The organism is Anaerozeibacter quisquiliarum, assembly GCF_051162045.1.
Taxonomy (GTDB): Bacteria; Bacillota; Clostridia; order Christensenellales; family Aristaeellaceae; genus Anaerozeibacter; species Anaerozeibacter quisquiliarum.
Window position 1 is genome coordinate 25,714 of the sequence record NZ_JBISDI010000009.1, and the last position, 22,381, is coordinate 48,094.

Annotated in this window: 21 protein-coding genes; 14 read left to right on the plus strand and 7 right to left on the minus strand. The window is 65.3% G+C overall.

The features are described 5' to 3' along the window. Positions 1–61: 61 nt before the first annotated feature. The 6 genes from ACH6CV_RS05435 to ACH6CV_RS05460 all read right to left on the minus strand — a co-directional run bounded on the left by ACH6CV_RS05435 (position 62) and on the right by ACH6CV_RS05460 (position 5,803). The gene (locus ACH6CV_RS05435) at positions 62–631 is read right to left on the minus strand and encodes an SIS domain-containing protein (protein WP_456357155.1); all 570 of its coding nucleotides are present in this window, start codon (positions 629–631) and stop codon (positions 62–64) included. Continuing rightward, positions 628–1,569, minus strand: coding sequence for an ROK family protein (locus ACH6CV_RS05440; RefSeq protein WP_456357156.1), 942 nt, complete (start codon positions 1,567–1,569; stop codon positions 628–630). The genes ACH6CV_RS05435 and ACH6CV_RS05440 overlap by 4 nt, the downstream gene beginning before the upstream one ends. Then, positions 1,570–2,589, minus strand: coding sequence for a bifunctional heptose 7-phosphate kinase/heptose 1-phosphate adenyltransferase (locus ACH6CV_RS05445; protein ID WP_456357157.1), 1,020 nt, complete (start codon positions 2,587–2,589; stop codon positions 1,570–1,572). Continuing rightward, a complete protein-coding gene (locus ACH6CV_RS05450) occupies positions 2,582–3,550 on the minus strand; it encodes a hypothetical protein (protein WP_456357158.1) in 969 nt (322 codons plus the stop codon). Before ACH6CV_RS05450 ends, ACH6CV_RS05445 begins: the two co-directional genes overlap by 8 nt. A 20-nt stretch (positions 3,551–3,570) precedes the next feature. Then, positions 3,571–4,389, minus strand: a complete 819-nt coding sequence (locus ACH6CV_RS05455) for an HAD family hydrolase (protein ID WP_456357159.1) — start codon at positions 4,387–4,389, stop codon at positions 3,571–3,573. A gap of 187 nt (positions 4,390–4,576) precedes the next feature. Next, entirely contained in the window at positions 4,577–5,803 is a 1,227-nt protein-coding gene (locus tag ACH6CV_RS05460) for an ROK family protein (RefSeq protein WP_456357160.1), read from the minus strand. A gap of 298 nt (positions 5,804–6,101) precedes the next feature. Between ACH6CV_RS05460 and ACH6CV_RS05465 the strand changes: the two genes are divergently transcribed. The 9 genes from ACH6CV_RS05465 to ACH6CV_RS05505 all read left to right on the plus strand — a co-directional run bounded on the left by ACH6CV_RS05465 (position 6,102) and on the right by ACH6CV_RS05505 (position 16,229). Next, positions 6,102–7,097 (plus strand): galactose ABC transporter substrate-binding protein, encoded by a 996-nt coding sequence (locus tag ACH6CV_RS05465; protein WP_456357161.1) that lies wholly within the window; start codon positions 6,102–6,104, stop codon positions 7,095–7,097. Positions 7,098–7,180: 83 nt separating this feature from the next. Further along, entirely contained in the window at positions 7,181–8,662 is a 1,482-nt protein-coding gene (locus tag ACH6CV_RS05470) for a sugar ABC transporter ATP-binding protein (protein ID WP_456357162.1), read from the plus strand. Between the two features lie 17 nt (positions 8,663–8,679). Next, the gene (locus tag ACH6CV_RS05475) at positions 8,680–9,705 is read left to right on the plus strand and encodes an ABC transporter permease subunit (protein ID WP_456357163.1); all 1,026 of its coding nucleotides are present in this window, start codon (positions 8,680–8,682) and stop codon (positions 9,703–9,705) included. An 87-nt stretch (positions 9,706–9,792) separates the two neighbouring features. After that, positions 9,793–10,815, plus strand: coding sequence for a zinc-dependent alcohol dehydrogenase (locus tag ACH6CV_RS05480; protein WP_456357164.1), 1,023 nt, complete (start codon positions 9,793–9,795; stop codon positions 10,813–10,815). Further along, positions 10,812–12,158 carry a xylulokinase gene (locus tag ACH6CV_RS05485; RefSeq protein WP_456357165.1) on the plus strand — a complete coding sequence of 449 codons (1,347 nt, stop codon included), beginning with the start codon at positions 10,812–10,814 and terminating at the stop codon, positions 12,156–12,158. Before ACH6CV_RS05480 ends, ACH6CV_RS05485 begins: the two co-directional genes overlap by 4 nt. 2 nt (positions 12,159–12,160) lie before the next feature. Continuing rightward, complete coding sequence (locus tag ACH6CV_RS05490) at positions 12,161–13,294, plus strand: mannitol dehydrogenase family protein (RefSeq protein ID WP_456357166.1); 1,134 nt, start codon at positions 12,161–12,163, stop codon at positions 13,292–13,294. After that, on the plus strand, positions 13,282–14,061 hold the full coding sequence (locus tag ACH6CV_RS05495) for an MBL fold metallo-hydrolase (protein ID WP_456357167.1): 780 nt from the start codon (positions 13,282–13,284) through the stop codon (positions 14,059–14,061). The genes ACH6CV_RS05490 and ACH6CV_RS05495 overlap by 13 nt, the downstream gene beginning before the upstream one ends. Then, positions 14,058–15,080, plus strand: a complete 1,023-nt coding sequence (locus ACH6CV_RS05500) for a mannitol dehydrogenase family protein (RefSeq protein ID WP_456357168.1) — start codon at positions 14,058–14,060, stop codon at positions 15,078–15,080. Before ACH6CV_RS05495 ends, ACH6CV_RS05500 begins: the two co-directional genes overlap by 4 nt. A 45-nt stretch (positions 15,081–15,125) precedes the next feature. After that, positions 15,126–16,229, plus strand: a complete 1,104-nt coding sequence (locus ACH6CV_RS05505) for a M20/M25/M40 family metallo-hydrolase (protein ID WP_456357169.1) — start codon at positions 15,126–15,128, stop codon at positions 16,227–16,229. Positions 16,230–16,444: 215 nt separating this feature from the next. Here ACH6CV_RS05505 and ACH6CV_RS05510 read toward each other — a convergent pair whose 3' ends face one another. After that, positions 16,445–17,497 carry an amidohydrolase family protein gene (locus ACH6CV_RS05510; protein ID WP_456357170.1) on the minus strand — a complete coding sequence of 351 codons (1,053 nt, stop codon included), beginning with the start codon at positions 17,495–17,497 and terminating at the stop codon, positions 16,445–16,447. Between the two features lie 189 nt (positions 17,498–17,686). Here ACH6CV_RS05510 and ACH6CV_RS05515 point away from each other — a divergent pair, with 189 nt between their 5' ends. From ACH6CV_RS05515 to ACH6CV_RS05535, 5 genes are all read left to right on the plus strand, one after another. After that, complete coding sequence (locus tag ACH6CV_RS05515; protein ID WP_456357171.1) at positions 17,687–18,685, plus strand: LacI family DNA-binding transcriptional regulator; 999 nt, start codon at positions 17,687–17,689, stop codon at positions 18,683–18,685. Positions 18,686–18,748: 63 nt separating this feature from the next. Then, on the plus strand, positions 18,749–19,993 hold the full coding sequence (locus tag ACH6CV_RS05520) for an ABC transporter substrate-binding protein (RefSeq protein WP_456357172.1): 1,245 nt from the start codon (positions 18,749–18,751) through the stop codon (positions 19,991–19,993). A 141-nt stretch (positions 19,994–20,134) separates the two neighbouring features. Continuing rightward, positions 20,135–21,025 (plus strand): carbohydrate ABC transporter permease, encoded by an 891-nt coding sequence (locus tag ACH6CV_RS05525; protein WP_456357173.1) that lies wholly within the window; start codon positions 20,135–20,137, stop codon positions 21,023–21,025. A gap of 15 nt (positions 21,026–21,040) precedes the next feature. Continuing rightward, positions 21,041–21,862 (plus strand): carbohydrate ABC transporter permease, encoded by an 822-nt coding sequence (locus ACH6CV_RS05530; RefSeq protein WP_456357174.1) that lies wholly within the window; start codon positions 21,041–21,043, stop codon positions 21,860–21,862. Positions 21,863–22,148: 286 nt separating this feature from the next. Then, positions 22,149–22,346 carry a PfkB family carbohydrate kinase gene (locus ACH6CV_RS05535; RefSeq protein WP_456357175.1) on the plus strand — a complete coding sequence of 66 codons (198 nt, stop codon included), beginning with the start codon at positions 22,149–22,151 and terminating at the stop codon, positions 22,344–22,346. Positions 22,347–22,381 lie beyond the last annotated feature (35 nt).

Here is a 22,381-nt window from a genome sequence, read left to right on the forward strand (position 1 = left end):
CGGCTCGTCCGGGCCTGTCGCTTTACGTCGCGGTCGGCGGTTCAGGGAGGGCTGCGGCCGTTCAGCCGAGCCTGTCCTGATGCTCCTTGAACCAGCACACGACCAGGTGCATCAGGATCAGGTGGAGGTCTTCGATGCGCTCATAGCTGCGCATGTCGGTGATGAGGGAGGCGGACGCGCCGTCACAAATCTTGCCGCCGCCAAAACCGGACAGCGCGACGACCTTCGCGCCGTGCTCCTTGGCAAAGCTGCAGGCGTTAACCAGGTCGGGCGAATTGCCGCTGGCGCTGATGACGATCAGCACGTCGCCCTCGCGCATCAGGTTGCCGAGCTGAAAGCGGAAAATCTCGTCAAAGCTGATGTCGTTGCCGAGCGCGGTGATCTTCTCGATGTTGTCGCAGACCGACAGGATGCGAAAGCGCCGGCGATCGCCTTTCACCGCGTTCTTGCCAAAGTCGCAGACAAAGTGGTTGGCGGTGGCCGCGCTGCCGCCGTTGCCCGCGATGAACACCTGGCGGTCGTGGCGGTAGACGTCCAGCAGGATGTCGATGAATTTCTGGAATTCCGCCGGATCGATTAAGTTCATGGCGTCGATCAGTTCGGTCCGGTAGGCGGTAAGAAAAGCGTTCATAATAATGTGTTCCCCTTTCGTTCATGGCCCAGCGCCGCGATCGACGCCGCGCCGTACAGGCCGGCCAGGTAGCCGAGCGGTGTGGGCAGGATCTCGAGGTCGGGATTGGCCGCGCGGTATATGCGCGACCCAATCGCCCGGGTGAGCGATGGGCCGAACAGGTCGAAGGCCAGCGATACGCCGCCGCCGATGACCAGCTTGCGCGGGTTGAGCAGGTTGACGGCGGTCGCGGCCACCCGGCCCAGCAGCTCGCCCTCGAGCGCGAAGGTGTCGCGCGCGATCTGGTCGCCTGAGCGCGCGCGCTCGGCGATCAGGCTCGCGTCGGCGGGCCCGCCGCGCTCGTCGGGCGCGCCGCCCATTTCCGCATAGTTGCGCGCGATGCCCGGCCCCGCGGCATGCATCTCCAGACAGCCGTGCAGGCCGCACTTGCAGGCCCGGCCGCCCTCGACCGCCACGCAGTGGCCGAACTCGCCCGCGCTGCCGCGCGAACCATTGACCAGGCGACCGCCTGAGACGATCGCGCCGCCGATGCCGTTGGAGATGTTCATGAACAGGAAATCGCGCGCGTCGCGGCAGGCGCCGAAGCGCATCTCAGCCAGGGCGTAGGCTTGGCCGTCGTTTTCGCAGTACACCGGCATCGACAGCGCCTGCGACAGCGCCGCGCAGATCGGAAAATCGCGGATGCCGGAGAACGAAGCTTCCACCCACAGCCCCCGCTCCGGGTCGGCCAGGCCGGGGATGGTGACGCCCGCGGCGGCCGGGGTGGCGCCGGTGGATTTTAGCAGTGCGCGCGAGGCTTCAAGCACCTGCTCGAGTACGCATTCCGCCGTGAGCGCGCGCCAGTGGTCCCTGGTCTGCGCGAGCACCTCGCCCGCCGCGCTGACCAAGGCGACGATGTACTTGGAACCGCCGATGTCGACGGCGAGATAGCTGTCCATTCAGTCGCCCCCAAACTGCTCGTCGTAGAGCGCGAGCATGGCCGCCTGGCTGGCCGTGCCCGTGCGGCCGATCTGGCGCACGGTGACGCCCGCGCTCAGGTTGCCCACAAACGCCGCCTCGGCATAGCTGCCGCCCGCGCACAGCGCGCTGACGATGCCCGCCGAGCAGGCGTCGCCCGCGCCGCACACGTCGATCTCGCCTATCTGGCGCACGGCGGGCACCAGCAGCCGCTCGCCGTCCTGCATGACCGCCACGCCGTGCGCGTTGCAGCTGACCACCACCGGCTTTAAGGTGCGCGCGGCCAGTTCGTCCATGCTCTCAAACACCTGCCGCGCGTCGAACGCATCCGGGTCGGAGATGCGACCGGTCATGCGCGCCGCCTCGAAGTTGTTGCACTTGATTACCACGTCCCGGTACAGGTGGATGAACGCGCGCGAATCGGCGAAGATCAGCTTATCGGGGTACTTGCGCGCAAGCGCGGGCAGCGCCTCGCGCACCCGCGCGGTGAGCACGCCGGTGTCGGGCTCGGTCACCTGCTCGAGCAGCACCAGCGCATCGGCACGGCCGAGCGCGCCGTCCAGCCGCTCGATCAAAAGGTCCTCGAGGTCGGGCGGCGTGGGGCGGAAGTTCTTGATGTCCAGCCGGTTGCCCTCGCGCGGGAACAGCGGCTTAATGTAGGAGGGGGTGACCACGCGGTCGCTGACCAGCACCTGGCCTACGTCGACCCCCCGGCGCTTCAGCAACTCGAGCATCTCCCAGCCGTCGCCGTCCTCGCCCACGAGCGACACCACCGACAGGTGGCCCACGCCCATCTCGGACAGGTTGCCCACCACCGTGCCCGCCGCGCCCGCCGCGGCGCGCTTGCGCACCACCTGCCAGGCCGTAAGCCCGGTCTCAACAGAGGGCTCGTCCAGTCGCTCGTCGATTTCGTACCAGCGGTCGAGGAACAGGTCGCCCGCCACCGCGATGCGCAGGTCACGGAAGCGCCGAAACAGGGAAAGCAGCCGCGCCCTATCCATCTTGGGCCCCCAGCAGCGCGTAGGCCAGCGCCGGGACGGTGTCCCGGTGGACGCCTTGCACGTAGTAGCTCTCGCCGCCGTCGGCCACCGTGCGCGCCATGATGGTCTTCCAGGGGCGGAAGTAGTAGCGCGGATCGGACTTGGGCGGTTCCTCCTGGACGTCCTTGCCCTCGAGGTCGAGCAGATCGAACACCGCCGTGGTGAAGTGGGCGATGCGCCTCCCCTCTTGATGGGCCACGTTGCGCGCCATCGACAGCGCCTTGAGGTAGACCTCGGGGCCGATGACCGCCGAGCCGAAGTCCATGAACACGCCGTGCTCGAGCCGCTCGATGCGCCGCGCGTAGATCAGGAAATCGCGGTAGCTGGCCTCGCCGAGCAGCGCGCCGTCTGCGTTGGGCTGCTCGTGCACGATGTCGCAGCCGATGCCCACGTGCACGGTGACCGGGACCTGGTGGCGGTAACCGGCAGCCAGCAGGCTGTAACGCTTATGGGGAAAGTCGTGCTCTTCGATGAACTTGCCCAGCGCCTCGCCGAAGCCGAGTCCCTGCTTCGCGCCCTCGTTGACCGCTCGATTGTACAGGCCGTCCTCCTCCCACAGGCCGAATTGCCCCTCGGAGATGTACTTGGCGACGCTTTCGGTGGTTTGGCCGATCAGCGCGAGCTCGAAGTCGTGGATGGCCGACGCGCCGTTGAGCGCGAAGTGGTTGATGTAGCCCGCCTCCATCATGGCGTTCATGCAGGGGGCGACGCCCGCTCGAATCACGTGCCCGCCCAGCATCATGGTGACGTTGGCGTTATGCGCCTTGGCCACGCGGATGCGTTCGGCCAACAAATCGATGGTCGCGTGGCGGTAGCCGTTGTCGGCGACCGGCGGCATCATGATCGACAGATCGAGGTCGTGGATGCGCTCGCTCAGCGGCAAGAGCCTGAGCCGCGACCGGTCGAATAGCTCAAATGGCATATAAAATCCCCCTCGCGTGATTATGCGTCAAACAGCGCGCGCTCGAGCGCCTCGGTGTCGCGGTAGTCCGGGATAATCAGGTTTGCGCCCGCGCGGATCAGCCGCTCGCGCTTCCATTCGTCGATGCCGCGTTTCTCCGATTCATTGGAAGCCACGCCCACGGCGAAGCCGCCCGCCCCGCGCACGTTTTCGATTTCGACATAGCCGTCGCCGAAGCCCAGCAGCCGCTCGCCGGTCAGCTGGTTTTCGCGCATCAGCCGCTCGATGACCATCTTCTTGGAGAAGGTCTTGTAGTCGCGCTGCGCGCCGTGTATGCGTTTGCCGAAATAGCGGTCAAAGCCCAGCAACCGCGCCTCCTCGAGCACATAGGCCTCGTCGGTGCCCGACGCCAGGTAGGGCACGACGCCCCGGCGCTCGAGCATGTCCATCAACGCGTAGCTGCCGGGCACGGTCAGCGTCTCGGGGTCGATCGAGCCGTCGCGCAGGCCCTTCAGCCGGTGGTCGATCTTCTCAAGCAGCCGCCGATGGTACTCGTCCTTGTAGGCCTGCGGGTCGAGCGGCTTACCGCCGAGCGCCGTTACTTCCTCGGCCAGCCGGATGCACTGGTAGATCGTCTGCTTGCCGGTGAGCAGCGTGATGAATTCCCGAGCCGTCAGCGCAAGCGCCTCGTCGGGCAAATGCCTGCCCTCGGGCGTGGCCTTAAGCTCGCCCGCGAAATAGGGGATCATGACATCCTGCCAGCCCTCGCGCACCAGCGAGAGCGTGCCGTCGAAGTCCAGTACCGCGTAGGCAAAGTCGCCGGTATGTCCCGGAATGACCCGTTCTATGTCGCCTGCCATGGAAGTCCTCCTCGGTGAATCAATCGTTCGCCGATAATATATCATAATAAGATATAAATAGCAAGCGCAATCACCCGCGTAAATCTCGCGGGTTCGGAGGGCCGCGGCCCTCGTAAAACAGCGCGCCCGCCGGCGCGTACGAAGGCCCCAAATCACGCGCATATGGCCGCAGCAGATGCGCGTGACGCTATTGCGCCAATGATCGGAACAAATCGCCCAGCGAGTGGGGGATGTGGCCGCCGAGCGCCTGCTGCACGAGCAGCAGCGTCGCGCCGATCGCGGCGGCGTCGGGGTTCAGATCCGAGATCACCACGTCGATCGGGCCGCCGGTCCACACGTTGCGCTTGAGCACGGCGTTGACCCGATCGAGGTAGAGGCGGCTATGCCGGGCCAGATCGCCGCCGATGACCACCATCTCCGGGTTCATCATGATGACGTAGTTCGAGATGCCCACGCCCAGATACATGCCCATGGTCTCGAACAGGTCGCGCTCGAAGGCGGAGCCCGCGTCCGCGGCCTCGGCCACCAAGTCGAGATCCCGGTCGTAGCGGCCGGTCAGCTTAAGCGCGCAGCAGCCGGTATTGATGCCCTCTCGCACCCTTTGCAGGATGCTGCGCCCGGAGGCGTAAGCCTCGAGGCAGCCGTAGTTGCCGCAGGTGCAGCGCGGGCCGCCGGGATTGATGACCATGTGCCCGAGCTCGCCCGCGATGCCGCTCGCGCCGGTGTACAGCCGGTCGTCGATCACGACCGCCATGCCGATGCCCATGTCCAGCCGGACGAAGACCAGGTTGCGCGCGCCCGAAGCTCTGCCGCTCCACAGTTCGGCCATCATGACGGCGTTGGTGTCGTGCGACAGCGTCGCGGGCAGACCCAGCCGCCCGCCGATCAACTCGGTCAGCGGCACGTTTCTCCAGTCGGGCAGGTGGGGGGAGTGCAGCGACACGCCCCGCTCGGCGTCCACCGCGCCCTGTACCGACAGGCCCGCGCCGATGTAGCGCGATTTTTCCACGCCGACCCGCTCGATTGCCTCCTCCGCCATCGAGACCGCCTGATCCAGCACGCCCTGCCGGCTCGGCAGCCGCACGCCCTCGCGCGTGGTGTACAGCGTGCGAGCGCGCATGTCGGTCACCACGCAGTGCAGGCCCTGCGCGTGGATGTCCAGCCCCACGCACAGATGATCGCGCGCGTTGATGTCCAGCGCCACCGGCGTCCGCCCGGCGTGCGTATTCTGGATGGGCATCTCGGTCAGTATACCGAGCGCCAGGAATTCCGACACGATGCTGGATACCGCGCCCCAGCTCAGTCCGGTTCTGTGCTGCAGCTCGTGGCGCGTGAGCGGCGCTTGCTTGCGCACACAGTTGAGCAGTACCGACGCGTTCAGGCTGCGCATGGTTTCGTGTTTGGCCGTCCGCATGTCCGTCCTCCAAGTAAATCTTTGAATGGCTTCATTATACCCGCTCAGGCGCGCGGGCGCAACCGCTTTGCGCACGCCGCTTTTCCGGGAGGGTTACAACATAAGTACATAGAGTTGGTGCAGGATGCGGAAATTTAAGGATTGCCATTGACAATTATGACGGCTATGTCTATAATATCATCATAAGATGAAATGCAGAGCTGATTTCTGCGCCGATCTTTCCAACGGTGGTTTTGTGTGCGGCGGTCGTCGGATCGCCGGGCACTCAATCAAATATTAAAGGGGGAAATTGATTACCATGAAGAAACTCGTCACCGTCGTCCTGACCGTCGTTATGCTGCTGAGCCTGGTCTCGGGCGCCGGCGCGCTGACCATCGGCGCCTCGATCCGCAAGTATGACGACACCTTCCTCACCGAGATGCGCAACCACATGCAGAACAAGGCCGACGAGCTGGGCGTGTCGGTGGACTTCACCGACTCCAAGGCCGATCAGACCACCCAGAACAACAACATCGACCTCTACCTGACCAAGGGCTACGAGGCGCTGGCCATCAACATGCAGGAGCGCTCCGCCGCCGACGTGGTCATCAAAAAGGCGATGGAAGACAGCGTTCCCGCCGTGTTCTTCAACACCGAGCCCTTCGCCGAGGCGATGGGTCTGTGGGACAAGGTGTACTACGTGGGCGCGCGCGCCGAGGAATCGGGCACCATGCAGGGCGTCGCGCTGGCCGAGTACTGGAAGGCGAATCCCGAAGCCGACAAGAACGGCGACGGCGTGATTCAGTACGTCATGCTGATGGGCGAGCCGGGTCACCAGGACGCCGAGCTGCGCACCGAGTATTCGATCAAGTACCTGACCGACAACGACTTCAAGGTGGAGTGCCTGGCGCAGGATACCGCCATGTGGGACCGCGTCAAGGGGCAGGACAAGATGGCTACCTTCCTGGCCGCGCACCCCGATAAGATCGAAGCGGTGTTCGCCAACAACGACGACATGGCGCTGGGCGCGATCGAAGCGCTGAAGGCGCAGGGCTACTTCGCCGAAGGCAAGTTCATGCCTGTGCTGGGCGTGGACGCCACCGAGGCGGGCAAGATCGCCATCCGTGACGGCTCCATGCTGGCCACCTCGCTCAACGACGCCAAGAACCAGGCCTACGCCACCGTCGAGCTGGCCGCCTTGCTGGCCAAGGGCGAAACGCCCACGGCCGACAACTTCCCCTACACCGTGTCCGAGGGCAACTACGTGTGGATCCCCTACGTCGCGGTGAACGCAGCGAACGTCGAGGAATTCTAAGCGGTTTACATTTTAAGACAGCGCGCCATCGGGAGGGGGGATCCCCCCTCCCGATGGTCAATATCCAGGAAGGAACGTGGATCATGAGCCAGAGGGAATATGTGCTCGAGATGCGGGGCATCACCAAGGAATTCCCGGGCGTGCGCGCGCTGAGCGACGTCAGCTTCAACCTGCGTCCGGGCACGGTGCACGCGCTGATGGGCGAGAACGGCGCGGGCAAGTCGACGCTGATGAAGTGTCTGTTCGGGATATACGCCCGCGACGCGGGGGAGGTCCTGCTCGACGGGAAGGCGGTGTCCTACACCTGCACGCTGGACGCGATCAGGGACGGCGTGGCGATGATTCATCAGGAGCTTTATCCGGAGCCGCACCTGAGCGTCATGGAGAACATCTGGCTTGGACGGCTGCCCGTAAAGCACGGTATTGTGGACCGCCAGCGGCTCTACCGCGACACCAGGGAGCTGCTGGACAGGCTGAACATCGACCTTGATCCGCGCGCCATCGTGCGCACGCTGTCGGTGTCGAAGATCCAGTCGATCGAGATCGCCAAGGCGGTCTCCTTAAATGCCCGGGTCATCATCATGGACGAGCCCACCTCCTCGCTGACATCGGCCGAGGTGGAGCATTTCTTCTCGATCATCAACGATCTGCGCGCAAAGGGCGTGGCCATCGTCTACATCTCGCACAAGATCGAGGAGATCAAGGTCATCGCCGATGAGATCAGCATCATGCGCGACGGCCAGATGATCGGCACATGGGCGACCCGCGAGCTGACCACCGACGACATCATCAGCCGCATGGTGGGGCGCGACATGAGCATGCGTTTCCCGCCCAAGACCAACGTTTGCGGCGAGAACTATCTGGAAGTTACCGACCTGTGCTCGGCCAACGAGCGCAGCTTCCAGCACATCTCCTTCACCTTGCGCAAGGGCGAGATCCTGGGCATCGGCGGTCTCGTGGGCGCGCAGCGCACGGAGCTGGTCGAGAGCATCTTCGGTCTGCGCGCGCTCAAATCCGGCGAGATCAGGATAAACGGCAAGCCCGTCAAGATCCGCAACGCCAGCGACGCCATGCAGAACGGCCTCGCGCTCTTGACCGAGGATCGCAAGCGCACGGGCCTGTTCCCGGTGCTCGGCGTGGGCGAAAACGTGTACGTGACCATCTACCGCAAGATCGTGCGCTTCTTCGGCTACATCAGCGCGCGCACCTGCAACCGGCTGGCGGCGGAGAGCATCAAGAAGCTTGACATCAAGACGCCCTCGCAGCGCACGCCGATCAACAGCCTGTCCGGCGGCAACCAACAAAAGGCGCTCTTCGCCCGGTGGCTGCTGACCGAGCCTACGCGCGGCATCGACGTGGGCGCGAAGTACGAAATCTACAAGATCATGGACTCGCTCGCCGCCGAGGGCAAGTGCGTCATCATGATCTCCAGCGAAATGCCCGAACTGCTGGGCATGGCCGACCGGATCATGGTCATGTGCGAGGGCAAGCTGTCCGGCATCATCGAGGGCGAGGACATGCAGGAAGAGAACATCATGCGCCTGGCCGCCAAATACATGGTTTGATGTGAGGTGTGAACACAATGAATGCAAGCTTCTCCCAAGATAGCGCGGGCAAGAAGGTCAGGCAGTTCCTGACGGACAGGGCGATTCTCCTGTGCCTGCTCGTCATGGTCGTCGTCATCGGTATCATCAACCCCCGGTTCCTGTCGGTGCGGGTGCTGCGCGACGTGGCGCTGCAAAACTCCACCAAGTTGATTATGGCCTGCGGCATGGCGTTCGTGCTGATCGTGGGCGGCGTGGACCTGTCCGCCGGCCGCGTGATGGGTTTTGCCGCCGTCATGACCGCCTCGCTCGGCCAGACGATGAGCTACGCGCGCCGCTTCTACCCCAACCTGTCGGACGTGCCGATCATCGTGCCGCTGTTGGCGGCGATGGCGGTGGGCGCGCTGTTCGGGGCGCTCAACGGCTTCGTCATATCGCGTTACAAGATCACCGCGTTCATCGTGACGCTGGGCACCCAGGTCATCGCCTGGGGCGCGAACCTTTTGTACTTTGACATCGAGCCCAACTCCTCCCAGCCGATCGGCGGCGTCAAGGACGGCATCACCTATCTGGGCTCGGGCCTCCTGGGGCCGGGCAAGTTCCCGGTGATCGTGATTATCGCCGTCGTCGTGGTGCTTTTGTGCTGGTTCATCCTGACCAAGACGCGTTTTGGCCGCAACACCTACGCGATCGGCGGCAACCCCGAGGCCGCGATGGTGTCCGGCATCCACGTGCAGCAGGTTCAGGTGGGCGTCTACGCGCTGGCGGGCGTGCTCTACGGCCTGGCGGGCTTCCTCGAGAGCGCGCGCACGGGCGGGGCCACCTCGGCCTACGGCCTGAACTACGAATTCGACGCGATCTCCGCCTGCGTCGTGGGCGGCATCTCCAACACCGGCGGCATCGGCACCGTGCCCGGCATGGTGGTGGGCGTGCTGGTCTTCGGCATCATCAACTACGGGCTGACCTTCATCGGCGTCAACCCCTATTGGCAGCAGATCATCAAGGGCATCATCATCATCGCCGCCGTCGGCGTCGATATGAGCAAGAACAGAAAGCGCAAGTAACCGATGGCGTTTGCGCCGGCCTCTCGCACCCGATTGGGCGCGGGGCTGGCGTAGCCGCGCGGTTTTTCGAAGAAAAGGGGTTTGCTCATGAAGGCAATCGTCACGGAAAAGGTGGGCAGCTGGGGGTTGCGCGAGGTGCCCGTGCCGCCTCCGCCGCCCGGCTGGGCGCTTATCAAGGTGCGCGCGGCGGCGTTTTGCGCGACCGACATCGAGGTGCTGGACGGGGGCATCCCCGCCAAGTACCCGCTGATCCAGGGGCATGAGTGGTGCGGCGAGGTCGTTACGATCAACGGGTCGGATCAGGCGCTGGTGGGCAAGCGGGTCGTGGGCTCGAACGACGTGTGCTGCCTGACCTGCCCGGCCTGCCGCCGCGGCCTGTGGCGGCAATGCCCCTCGTTCGGCGAGATCGGCTTTAAGCACGACGGCGCGTACGCCGAGTACATGCTGGCGCCCGCCTACGCGCTGATCGCGCTGCCCGATTCCATCGGCGACATTCAGGCCGCCATGCTCGAGCCGCTGGGCGTCGCGCTGGGCACGCTCGACAAGGCGGACGTGCGGCTGGGCGAGACGCTGCTCATTTTGGGCAGCGGCTCGATCGGGCTGAACGTGCTGGCCGCGGCGAAGGCCGCGGGCATGCGGCGCATCGCGGTGGTGGAGCGCACGGGTGGACGGCTGAAGATCGCCCGCGACATGGGCGCGTCCTATGCGCTGGCCAGCGCGCACTGCGACATCGAACAGGCGCTGCGCGAAATCTACCCGGCCGGCCCGGACGTGATCGTCGATTGCACCGGCGCGCAATCCTGCGTGCGGCTGGCGCTGTCGATCGCGCCCAAGGGCGGGCGCGTCGCGCTGGCCGGGTACGGCGGCGGGCGCGAGACCACTTGGCGCATGGACGATGTGCACGTGAAGAATTTGCGTGTGGTCGGCGCGGGCAACAACTGGGACGTGCTGGGCCGCGCGGTCGAGCTGGTGGCCGACGGCCTGGTATCAACCGAGCGGCTGTGCACGCTGACGATGCCGATCGAGCGCTTCGACGACGCGGTGCGCGCCGCGCGCGCGCGCGAGCCGGGCTTCGTCAAGGCCGTGTTCACCTTCGGGAGCGGCGCATGAAGGTGGTGTTGGGGATCGACCTGGGCACCTCATCGGCCAAGCTGGTGGTCACCGGCTATGGGCCGCCGCGCGTGATGGGCATCGCGTATCCCGAGGACGCGCCGCTGGGCGCCATCGGCCGGGCGGTTGCCCAGTTGTGCGACCCGCGCGAGATCGAGGCGGTGGGGCTGTCCGGGCAGACCGGCACCTTCCTGATTTCGGACGCGGGCGGCCGGGTGCGCGCGCGGCTGCCCTGGTACGCGCCCGGACGGGCCGAGCCGCTAAAGCGGCTGCTGGCCGCGTTCAGCGAAAGCGAGTTCGTCGAAATGACCGGCATGGTTCACCCGGCGCTGGCGTCCTACCCGCTGCCGACGGCGCTGGCTATCCGGGAGGACGCCGCGCTTTCCCGACTGCTTGAAGACGCTCTGCTGCTGCAGCCCAAGGATCAGCTGTGCCTTACGCTGTGCGGCCGGGCCGCCAGCGACGTCGGCTCGTGGCGTGGGCTGGTCCATCCCGGGACGCGCGCCTACCCCGAGCGGCTGCTGGCCTTCGCGGGGCTGGAAGCCGCGCAGCTGCCGCCGATGGAAGACTGGCTGGCGGTGAGCGCGGAAGGGGCGGCCCAAACCGGGCTAAGGCCGGGCACGCCGGTGGCGGTCGGGGCCAACGACTTCTACGCCGCGCTTAACGGCATGGGCGTCGACGGGCCGGGCGCCTGCTTCGACGTGACCGGCACCAGCGAGCACTTCGGCGTGGTGGTCGGGCGGCGCGAGGGCACGAAGCTGATCGAAAGCCCCTACAAGAACGGCTTCGCGCGCTACGGCGTCACCGCCTGCGCGGGCGTGTCGCTCGATTGGGCGAGGCGGCTGTTCGGGCCCGACGCGCCCGAGATCCACGCACGCGCGCCCATCTTCCTGCCCTACCTGCGCGGCGAGCGCGCGCCGGTGTTCGACGAGCGCGCGCGCGGGCTGTTCGTCGGGCTGACCGATCAGACCTCGACCGACGCGCTGAAGTACGCCGTCTACGAGGGCGTGGTGTTTTCCATCTACAGCGTGTGGGAGGCGCTGGGACGGCCTAAGGTCCGCGAAATACGCGCGACCGGCGGCGCGTCGACGGTTAAGCTGCTCAACGAGCTCAAGGCGTCCGTCTTCGGCGTGAGCGTGGTTTCGGAATCGCCCGCCTGCGGCTCGGCGCTGGGGGCGGCGCGCTATGCGGGCGGCGAATGGGCGAAGGATCAAAGTGTGACGCAGCCCGACGCGGCGCTGGGCGAGCGGCTGCGCGGGCGCTACGCGGTCTACGCGCGCATGGTTCGGGCGTCGCGCGACATGCTGGACGGCGTGGACACGGCGGATATGTTTGGAGGATAGACATGGCACAGGTTGTGATCTTCGGCGCGGGCAAGATCGCGCGCGGTTTTCTTTCGCAGATTTGTTTTTCGGCGGGCGTTTCGTTCGCGCTTGTCGAGGCCAACGCGGACCTGGTCAAGGCCCTGAATGAAGCGGGCCGCTACACCGTGCACTTCTTGGGCGACAAGGCGCGCGACCTCGTGGTGGAAGGCTTCGAGGCGGTGTCGATCGACGATGGCGCGGGCATCGCGCGCGTGGCCGCCGACGCGAGCTGCTTCTTCACCTCGGTGGGCGGCAAGAACCTGGGCGCGGTCGCCCCGGCGATCGAGTGGGCGCTTCACCACGTGCGCAAGGGCGCGGTCAATGTCGTCACCTGCGAGAATTGGAAGAGGCCGGCGGCCATCCTCGCGCAGGCGGTGCGCCCGCCCGAGGGGCTTGCGGTGGGCTTTGCCGAGGCGGTGGTCATGCGCTCGGCGATGGAGCCCACGAAAGAGCAGCTCGCGCGCGATGCGCTGACCGTGTGCGTGCAGGACTACCACACGCTGCCGGTGGACGCGCAGCCGCTCGTCTGCCCGCTGCCCGCCATCCCGGAAATCGCGCCCACCGAGGGCTTCAAGGGCTTCCTCGAGCGCAAGTTCTACACCTACAACGCCGCCAACGGCACCGCCTCGTTCGTGGGGGCGTTCCTGGGCCATACGGTATTGGCCGAGGCCGCGCGCGACGAGCGCGTCGACGCGCTGCTCACGCGCGTCTACCGCGAGACCGGGCAGGCGCTGTCGAAGCGGCACGGCATCCCGCTCGACGAGCAATTGGCCTTCAGCGAGACTTCGCGCGCCAAGCTGCGCGACCGGGGCCTGCCCGACACGGTGGAGCGCAACGCGCGCGACCCGCTGCGCAAGCTGGGCCGCGACGACCGGCTGGTCGGTTCGGCGCTGCTGGCCGAGGGGTACGGCATTGTGCCCGAGGGGCTGGCCACCGCGATCGCCGCCGCCCTCCACTACGAAAACCCGGACGACCCCTCGGCGGTTAAGCTTGCCGCCATGCTGCGTGAGCAGGGCAGCGGCTACGTGCTCGACCAGGTGTGTGGCCTTCAAGGCGATCCGCTGCGCGCGCTGGTGCTCGAAAAGGAAAAGGAGCTCTTGTCATGGCGACGCTGACGATCACCTACCTGGGGCAGTGCGGGTTCCTGCTGGACTTCGGCGCGGTGCGCATCGTCACCGATCCCTACCTGAGCGATTCGGTGGACCGGCTGTATGCCACGCCCGAAACGCCCTGGCGGCGCGCCTACCCCGCGCCCCGCGCGCTTTTTGACCTCATGCCCGACGCCGTGCTGATCTCGCACGACCATGGCGACCACCTGGACCCCGACACGCTGATCCCCTATGTGCGTGCCGGCGGGCGCGCGGTCATCGCCGCGCCCGCGCCGGTGTGCGCGGCACTCGGGGAGATGTTGCCGCCGGATGCGCCGCCCATCGCGCCCGCCCGCGCCGAGCGGCCGTTCGACATCGGGCCGGCCCGGATCACGCCGGTCGCCTGCGCGCACACGCAGCTGCACACCGACGACATGGGCCGCTTTTACGAGCTAAGCTACATCATCCGCGTCGGTGACCGGGCGGTATTTTTCGGCGGCGACATGAGCCTGTACGACGGGCTGACCGAGCGGCTGCGGGCGGAAGGTTGCCGCGTGCTGCTGCTGCCGGCCAACGGGCGCGACGAGGCGCGCACCGCGGCCGGCATTGTGGGCAACACCGACTGCGCCGAGGCGGCCGAGCTGGCGGCGGCGCTCGACGCGCCGCTCTACATCCCGATGCACCACGACCTGTACGCAATCAACGGCTGCGCGGATGAAGATATCCTCGCCGCCGCCGCGCGGGCCGGTGCGCGGGTCAAAATCCTCAAGCCGATGGAGGCGATCGAAGTATGAAAATCGCAATTGTGGGCGCGGGCCAGACCGGGCGCGGCTTCCTGGCGCGCCTGTTCGCCCCGCAGGCGGAACTGACCCTGATCGACCGCGACGCCGCGCTGATCGACCGGCTGCGCGCGGCGGGCGGCTACCGGGTGCGCTTTTTCGACGGCACGCAGCCCATGCGCATCGAGGGATATGCGGCGCTGCATACGGACGATGCGGCCTGCCGCGCGGCGCTTAAAGCCGCGGATGCCGTGTTCGTCAGCGTGCGCCCGGAAAACCTGCGCGAGGCGGGCGAATGGCTGGCCGCGCGCGTGCCCGAGGCGACGAGCGTCGTGGCCTGCGAAAACGCGCCGCTGCCGGCGGCCGGGCTGGGCGGTGGCCTCGATGCGCGCGCGGCCTCGGGCGCGATCTTCTGCACCACGGTCAACGACGGCGATATCGACATCGCGGGCGAGAACTACCCCTCGCTGTTCGTCAGCGTGCAGGGCTCAAATGGGGCGCTTGGCCTTTCGCACATCGAGTACGTGGACGACTTCGCGGTGCTGATGCAGCGCAAGCTCTACACCTACAACGCCGCCTCCGCGATCATCGCCTACCTCGGGATCGAGAAGGGCTTCCTCGAATACGCCGACGCGGCCAACGACCCGGTGATCGACGGCCTGCTCGACATCTTCTACGGGGAGGTCAATCGGGCCGTATGCGCGCGCTACGGTGTGGACGAGGCGGCGCAGCGGGATTTCGCCGCGCTGTCCAAGCGGAAATTCCAAAACCGCGCCATTGCCGACAGCATCGAGCGCAACGCGGCCTCGCCCGCGCGCAAGCTCGGGCGCGACGAGCGCATCATCGCGCCCGCGCTGCTGATTCGCGCGCACGGCGGTACCGCCCGTCCGCTGATCGAGACCGCCGCCGCCGCGCTATCCTACCTGGGCGCGCGCGACGAAGCCTGCGCAAGCGCGCTGCTCGAAACGCACAGCGACCTACCGCCCGACGACGCGCTGCATCAGGACATCATCAAAGCGTGGACTGGTCGCTGAAAATGTGGTATCATGGCGGTGAATATGGCAAGGGGAGGAACGCCGATGAGCCGTATATGGGAGACATTTTCCGCGCTCACCGCGATCGACAGCCCGTCCTTCGGGGAGCGGAATCTTTGCGACGCGCTGAAGGCGCGGCTGGTGGAACTGGGCGCGGCGACCTATGAGGACGACGCGGGCGCGAAAATCGGCGGGGACTGCGGCAATCTGTACGGCTTCGTGCCGGGGGAACTGCCGCTGGCCCCGCTGCTGCTGTCCGCCCACATGGACACGGTGGAGCCGGGGCGCGGCAAGCGGGCGGTTTTGCACGCGGACGGGCGCATCACCTCCGCGGGCGACACCATCCTGGGCGCGGACGACGTGGCCGGCATCGCCATCATCCTGGAAGCGCTGACGCGACTGAAGGAAGAGGGAACGCCTCATCGCCCGGTGGAGTTGATCTTCCCCGTGGCGGAGGAGCGTTACGGCTTGGGTTCGGCGGCGGCGGATTACGATCGGATTCGCGCGAAAGAAGCCTACACGCTGGACCTGAGCGGCGCGATCGGCGAGGCGGCGGGCGCCGCGCCGACCATCCTGTCCTTTTCCGTGACGGTAGAGGGCCGGGCGTCCCACGCCGGCTTCGCGCCGCGCGAGGGCATCCACGCCATCGCGGCGGCGGCGAAGGCAATCGCGCGGATTCCGCAGGGCGAGCCGACGCCCGGCGTTACCTGCAACATCGGCGTGATCGAGGGCGGGGAGGCGACCAACATCGTGCCCGCGCGCTGCCGGGTGACGGGGGAGATTCGCAGCCTGTCCCACGAGGCGGTCCTCAAGCAGTGGGAGCAGGTCATGACGGCCTTCGAGCAGGAAGCGAGCGCGGTCGGGGCGACCGCGACCGCCGACCGCCGCGTCGAAATCACGGCCTATGAGACGCCCATCTTAAGCCCGGTCGTTCGCCGCTTTGAGAAGGCCTGCGCCGAGGTCGGCGTGCCGGCGAACATCCACGCTACCATGGGCGGTAGCGACCAAAACAGCTTCGCGCTCCGCGGCATCCAGGGCCTGGTGCTCGCCTGTTCCATGCACGAGGTGCACAGCACGCGCGAATACAGCCGCGTGGAGGAGATGGAGCAGGGGGTCAAGTTGGTGATGGCGCTGATCGCGGGGGAATGATCGGTGAACGGGGCGTAGGGGAGACCCCATTCCCCTCTTTGGAGGGGTGCCCGCAGGCGGGGTGGTGGCCCGTCGCTCGTGCCGATAAGGCTTGATCCATGCGATCAAAAAAGGCCGGGGTGATGCACCCTGGCCTTTGATGTTCTGCAATCAGGTCACCACCCCGCCCCTCGGGGCACCCCTCCAAAGAGGGGAATGGGCGGGCTGACGCCGGCTTAATGCGTCAGCGCCCCCGCGAACGCCTCGATGTCGCTTGCGATCTCCGCCTCGTCCTTGAATCCCTTCACCGACCGCTTCAAATCCTCGGCATACGCCAGCAATCCGTCCACGTCCAGTTTCGCGGGCTGCTTGGGCAGGTAGCGGAAGAAGTTGTCGTAGTAAATCTTCCTGAGCGGCGCTTCGGGCAGATCGAGCCCCTTGCATTTCTCCTCAAACGCCCAGAACTCCTCGTCGGTCTCCATCGCCCGGCGCAGGCAGGCAATGGTCTCGCGCCAGTGGTCGGACACCGTGTCCGAGCCGAACAAAATCCGGTCGGCATGCTCGATGAAGAAGGGCCGCCATTCGTCATACTTTTCCTGGAAGCTCTCAAACATCTCCCAGCCGGGGGTGATGTCGTAGCTCATGTTGGGGTAATCGCAAAACAACTGCTCGGTGCGCGCGATATCGGTGGACGTGAAGAACCAGTGGGCGAAGATCAGCTTGAGCCTCGGGTGCTTCTTCAAGATGTTCTCCGCCTCGCGCTCGATCTGCTCCTTGCCGGGGTTGCCTGTCTCGCCGTAGAAGAGGGCCCGGCCGTGCGCCTTGGCCCAGTCGGGCATGGCGTCCCAGTGCCAGAACTCCCAGGGGTCGTTCACATGGTACAGCACCGGAAGGCCGGTTTCTTCCAGGTAGTCGAACATCGCGTCGTAGCGCGCGTCGTCGAGCGCGACGCCCGTACGCAAGCGCATCGTGGGCTTGCCGTCCATCATCTTGATGCCGTCGAAGCCCAGCGCGCGAAACAGCCGCGCCTGGCGCAGAAGCTCGTCCGAGTCGGGCACGCCCCGCTCGGGGTAATTGAACGACGCGAACGCGTAGGCGCGGCCCGGGGCCAACTGCTTGATGCGCGCGCACAGCAGGTTGTTCGCCGTCCAGCGCGGCATGTAGTTGCTGCCCGACAGCATGTTGAAATGTTCGTAGCCCAGCTCGTCCGCCATCCGGACGACTTCGTCCGCCATCTCGAGCGTGAACGCGTGAATGTGCGCGTCGTTGATCGGATATCTGAAGTACATTCGCCCCATGCCTCCTTAACAAAACATCTGTCTTCATTATATAGGAAAAGCCTTTCCTGTCAATTGGATTGAGAAATACCGACAAATTTGCCGGAATACCCAACGAGAATTGCGGTTGAATAGGAGAAGTGGCGCAAATAGTTGTAATTTGCATATTGACAGGAAAAGCTTTTCCTGTATACTGAATCCATGGATCACAACATCAAGTTCATCGCGCAGCGCGCCGGGGTGTCGCCCGCGACGGTCTCGCGCGTGCTCAACGGCACCAAGCGCGTATCCGCCGAGGTGACGGAGCGCGTGCTGCGCGAGGTGCAGAAGTACAACTACCGCCCGAACTTCCACGCCCGCGGGCTGATTACCAGGAAGTCGAACCTGATCGCGGTCATCGCGCCCAACGTCAGCGACGCGTTCCACGCCCGGATCATCTCGGCGATTACGAGGCGCGCGGCGGAGCGGGACTACAACGTGATCGTGGCCAACATCTACGGCGACTTCCAGCGACAGCTGCGCTCCTGCGCGCTGCTCGCGGAGCGCTCGATCGACGGGCTGGTGATCTTGCACGAAAACACCGAGGAAGAGCTCGCCGCGCTCGTGCGCGAGGTGGACGTGCCGATGGTGCTGGCGAGCGTAAACGTGCCGGGCTCGTTGCTGCCGAGCGTGGGGATCGACGACGAGCAGGCGGCCTGCGACGCGGTGAACTACCTGCTGCGCATCGGGCACCGGAAAATTGCCGGCGTGTTCTGCGCGGGGCAGACGATGGGCGTGCTGCGCAAGGCGGGCTACCTGCGCGCGCTGCGCGAGGCCGGGATCAAAAAGGCCGACGAGCTGATCGTGGAGAGCGAGACCAGCATGGGCTTCGGCGAGGAGGCGATTCGCGCCTTGCTGCGGCTTGAGGCGCGGCCGACGGCGGTGTTCTGCGCGGCGGACGAGCTGGCCGTGGACATGATTAACCTGCTGACCGATCACGGCTACCGGGTGCCCGGCGACATATCGGTGTTCGGCTTTGACGATGTCAACGCCACGCAGCTGCGCCCGCGGCTGAGCACGATCGCCCAGCCCATCGAGGCGATCGGCGGCGCGGCCTGCGATCTGCTGCTCGACCGCATCGAGGGGAAGTGCGTGCCGCTGGTAAAGCAGATCCTGCCCCACCGGCTCACGGTGCGCGACAGCTGCCGCGCGATGGACTGACGGCATGATATGCGGCGGGCGTCGCATCTCATAGAAAATCAATCGATGATGGAGGTATGACGGATGCATAGGAAGCTTAAGGCCCTGATCCTCGCGGTGCTTACGCTGTTCGCGGTTGCCGCACCGGCCCTCGCCGAGACGACCATTACCTTTGGCATGTGGGACGAGAACCAGTACCCCTACTACCAGGAACTCATGAAGATGTTCATGGCGCAAAACCCGGACATCAAGGTGGAAATTCAGCTGACGCCCTGGAATGAGTACTGGACAAAGCTCGACGCCGCCGCCGGCGCGAAGAACGACCCGGACACCTACTGGATGAACATCAACATGCCCAAGTACGCCGAAGCCGGCGTGCTCGAGAGGCTGGATGGCTGGATCGAGAAGGACGGCGTGAACATGGCCGACTGGAGCGAAGGCGCGGTCTCGATGTACAACTACAAGGGCACCCAGTGGGCGCTGCCCATCAATGCCGACAGCGTGGTGGTGGCCTTCAACAAGGCGCTGTTCGACAAGTACGGCGTGGCCCATCCCGCAGAAGGCTGGACCTGGGGCGATATGGTGGCGACCGGCGCGCAACTGCGCGACGCGATCGCAAAGGCGGGCGGCGGGGAGTACCCGCTGGTCATGGAGCTGGACGGCCAGCCGTCCTACTACCAGTTCATCACCCAGGAGGGCGTGAACCTGTTCGGCACCGAGGGCAAGAAGAGCGGCTGGGCCGAGCCGGGCACCGTCAAGGCCTTCGAGGACGTACTGGGGCTCATGGACGAGAAGATCATGCCCGAGAACATGGTGCTCTCCGACACCAAGGGCACGGACCTCTTCATCAGCGCCAAGGCCTGCATGGTCTACATCGGCAGCTGGAAGGCGACCGTGCTCGAGAACAGCTCGATCGCGGGGGACATCGGCCTTGTGCCCATGCCCGCCAAGCAGAACAACAAGTGCGCCGTGGGCGGCATCGCCTATGCGCTGTCCGCCAACAGCCAGAACAAGGAAGAGGGATGGCAGCTGCTCAAGTACCTGGGCGGCCAGGAAGCCATGGAGTACCTGTCTTCCAACGGCGTCTGCCTGCCCACCTTCATCGCGGCGCAGAAGAGCTATGCGCCCCAGTTCAAGAACATCCCGGGCGAGGTGTTCGTCCAGCAGGCCAACATCTCCGCGCCCTATCCCTGGGTGCCGCTCAGCAGCCAGTGGAACAGCGACGAGACCGAGATCGTGACCGGCATCTTCAACCGCGACATCACCCCCGAAGAGGGCTGCAACCGGATCGCGGGGATCATTGAAGAGGTCATGGCGGAGAACCAGTAGTTTTTTTGAACGGCAGGGGAATGGGATTGCGGACGCGTCCCATTCCCCTCCAGCGAGGGGAATGGAGAAGGGCCTTCGACCGATGCCTTCAGCCGTTCGGCGCACCGCCGGTTTTACCATTTCCGCAATGAGGTGATTTACGTGTTGCGCAGCCGCATGGCCCGCCGGGAGGCGTGGACCGCCTACTTGTTCATCTCGCCGCTCGTGGCCGGGCTCTTCGTGTTCTACGTATATTCGTTCTTCGTCAACATCTACTACTCGTTCACCGACAAGGGCTCGTTCGGCGATCCTAAATGGATGGGACTTAAGAACTACGCAAAGCTGCTGGGCACCGCCAGGTTCTACGGCGCGGTGCAAAACACGCTTTCTTACGTCGCGATCTGCGTGCCCTTCGTCGTCGTGCTCGCCATATTGATGGCGGCGCTGCTCAACAGCAAAATACGCGGAACCGGCGCGTACCGCACGATGATCTTCCTGCCCGCGGTCACCATGCCGGCCGCGATCGGCCTACTGTGGAAGTGGGTGTTCAACTACGAATTCGGCATCCTGAACGCCGCCCTCCGGCTGCTCGGCATCCCGGCGGTCGCCTGGCTGTCGGACCCCGGCGTGGCGCTGATCAGCGTATCGATCGTGCTGATCTGGTCGGACATCTCCACCCGCATGATTATTCTGCTCGCGGGTTTGCAGGGCATCCCGGGCGTCTACTACGAGGCCGCCGAGATCGACGGCGCGAGGCCGCTCGACAGGTTCTTTCGCATCACGCTGCCGCTTTTGTCCCCGTCGATCTTCTTCGTGACGATCATGGAGGTCATCGGCGTGTTCCAGATCTTCGACTTCATCTACCTGATGATCCCGCAAAACAGCAGCGGCCAGGCGGCCACGCGCAGCCTCGTCAGCTACTTCTACGAATCGGCCTTTATCCAGTTCAAGAAGGGCTACGGCGCGTCGGTCACCGTGGTGCTGTTCGCGATCATTTTGGTGGTCACCATATTCCAGATGGCGATGCAAAAGAAATGGGTGCATTACGAATAGGAAGGGGGCCGTTTTATGCAAGGGCGCAGGGGCAGGTGGCTGATCCACTTGAGTTTGATCTTCGCGGCCTTCTTCACGGTGGGCCCGTTTTTGTGGATGGGTCTCACCGCGTTCAAGAGCTACGACGAGTCGATCCGCATCCCGCTGACGATCTGGCCGGAGGTGTGGCGCTTTGACAACTTCGTCACCGTGTGGAACAAGTTCCCGTTTCCGGCGTTCTACTTCAACACCTTCTTCGTGATGGCCGTGATCGTTATCTGCCAGATCGCCATCTGCTCGATCGCGGCCTACGCGTTCGCGCGGCTCAGGTTTCCGCTCAGCAATGTGATCTTCCTTTTGTGCCTGTCGATCATGATGGTGCCGGGGCAGATCTTCATCATCCCGCACTATGAGATCATGATGGGGCTCAACCTGGTCAATACGATCACGGCGCTGTGGCTGCCGCGCATCTTCTCGGTGTTCGGCGTGTTTATGCTCAAGCAGTTCTTCATGACGCTGCCCAAGGAGCTCGACGAGGCCGCGAAGATCGACGGCTGCGGCTACTTCACGATCTACGCCCGCATCCTGATGCCGCTGATTAAGCCGGCGCTGATAAGCCTTGCGATCCTGACGGGCCTGGGCGCATGGAAGGACCTGATGTGGCCGCTGATCGTCAACACCTCGATGGACAAGTACACGCTGTCGGCGGGGCTCGCGCTGCTGATCGGCGAGCATACCACGATCTATCCGCTGGTGATGGCGGGCGGCATCATGGCCGTGTGGCCGATGATTTTGCTGTTCCTGTTTTTCCAGAAGTACTTCATCGAAGGCATCGCACTGAGCGGCACCAAGGCTTGACAGAGGGGTGGAAGCGTGTCCTATGTAGCCGGATTCGGCGTGGCCAACTGCGATTTGTTCTTCACCGGGGTGCCCCGCGTGCCGCGCGAGGGCGAGGAGGTATACTCCGGCGGCTTCGCGATGCGGCCCGGCGGCGGCGTGCCCGCTACGATGACGATCCTCGGACGCCTGGGTGTGCGCGCGCACCTGGAGACCTTTCTGGGCGGCGATCCGTTCTCGCGGCTGGTGGAGGACGAGCTCAAGCGCGGGGGCGTCGAGTACCACAACTTATACCGGGGCGCTGCAGGTGGACTCGACGGGCGCGGGCGACGCGTTCCTCGCCGGGCTGATGTACGGCCTGTACCACGCAAAGCCCATCACCCAAAGCATCGCCTACGGCAATGTGACCGGCGGCGCCTGCGTTCAGCAGCTCGGCTGCCTCACGGCGTTCGTCGACGAACCCACGCTGCTCAGGGAGGCGGCGCTGCTCAGACCCGAGGGGTAGTGTTCTGACACGGCCAACCCTTAGGCTTCGCTGTG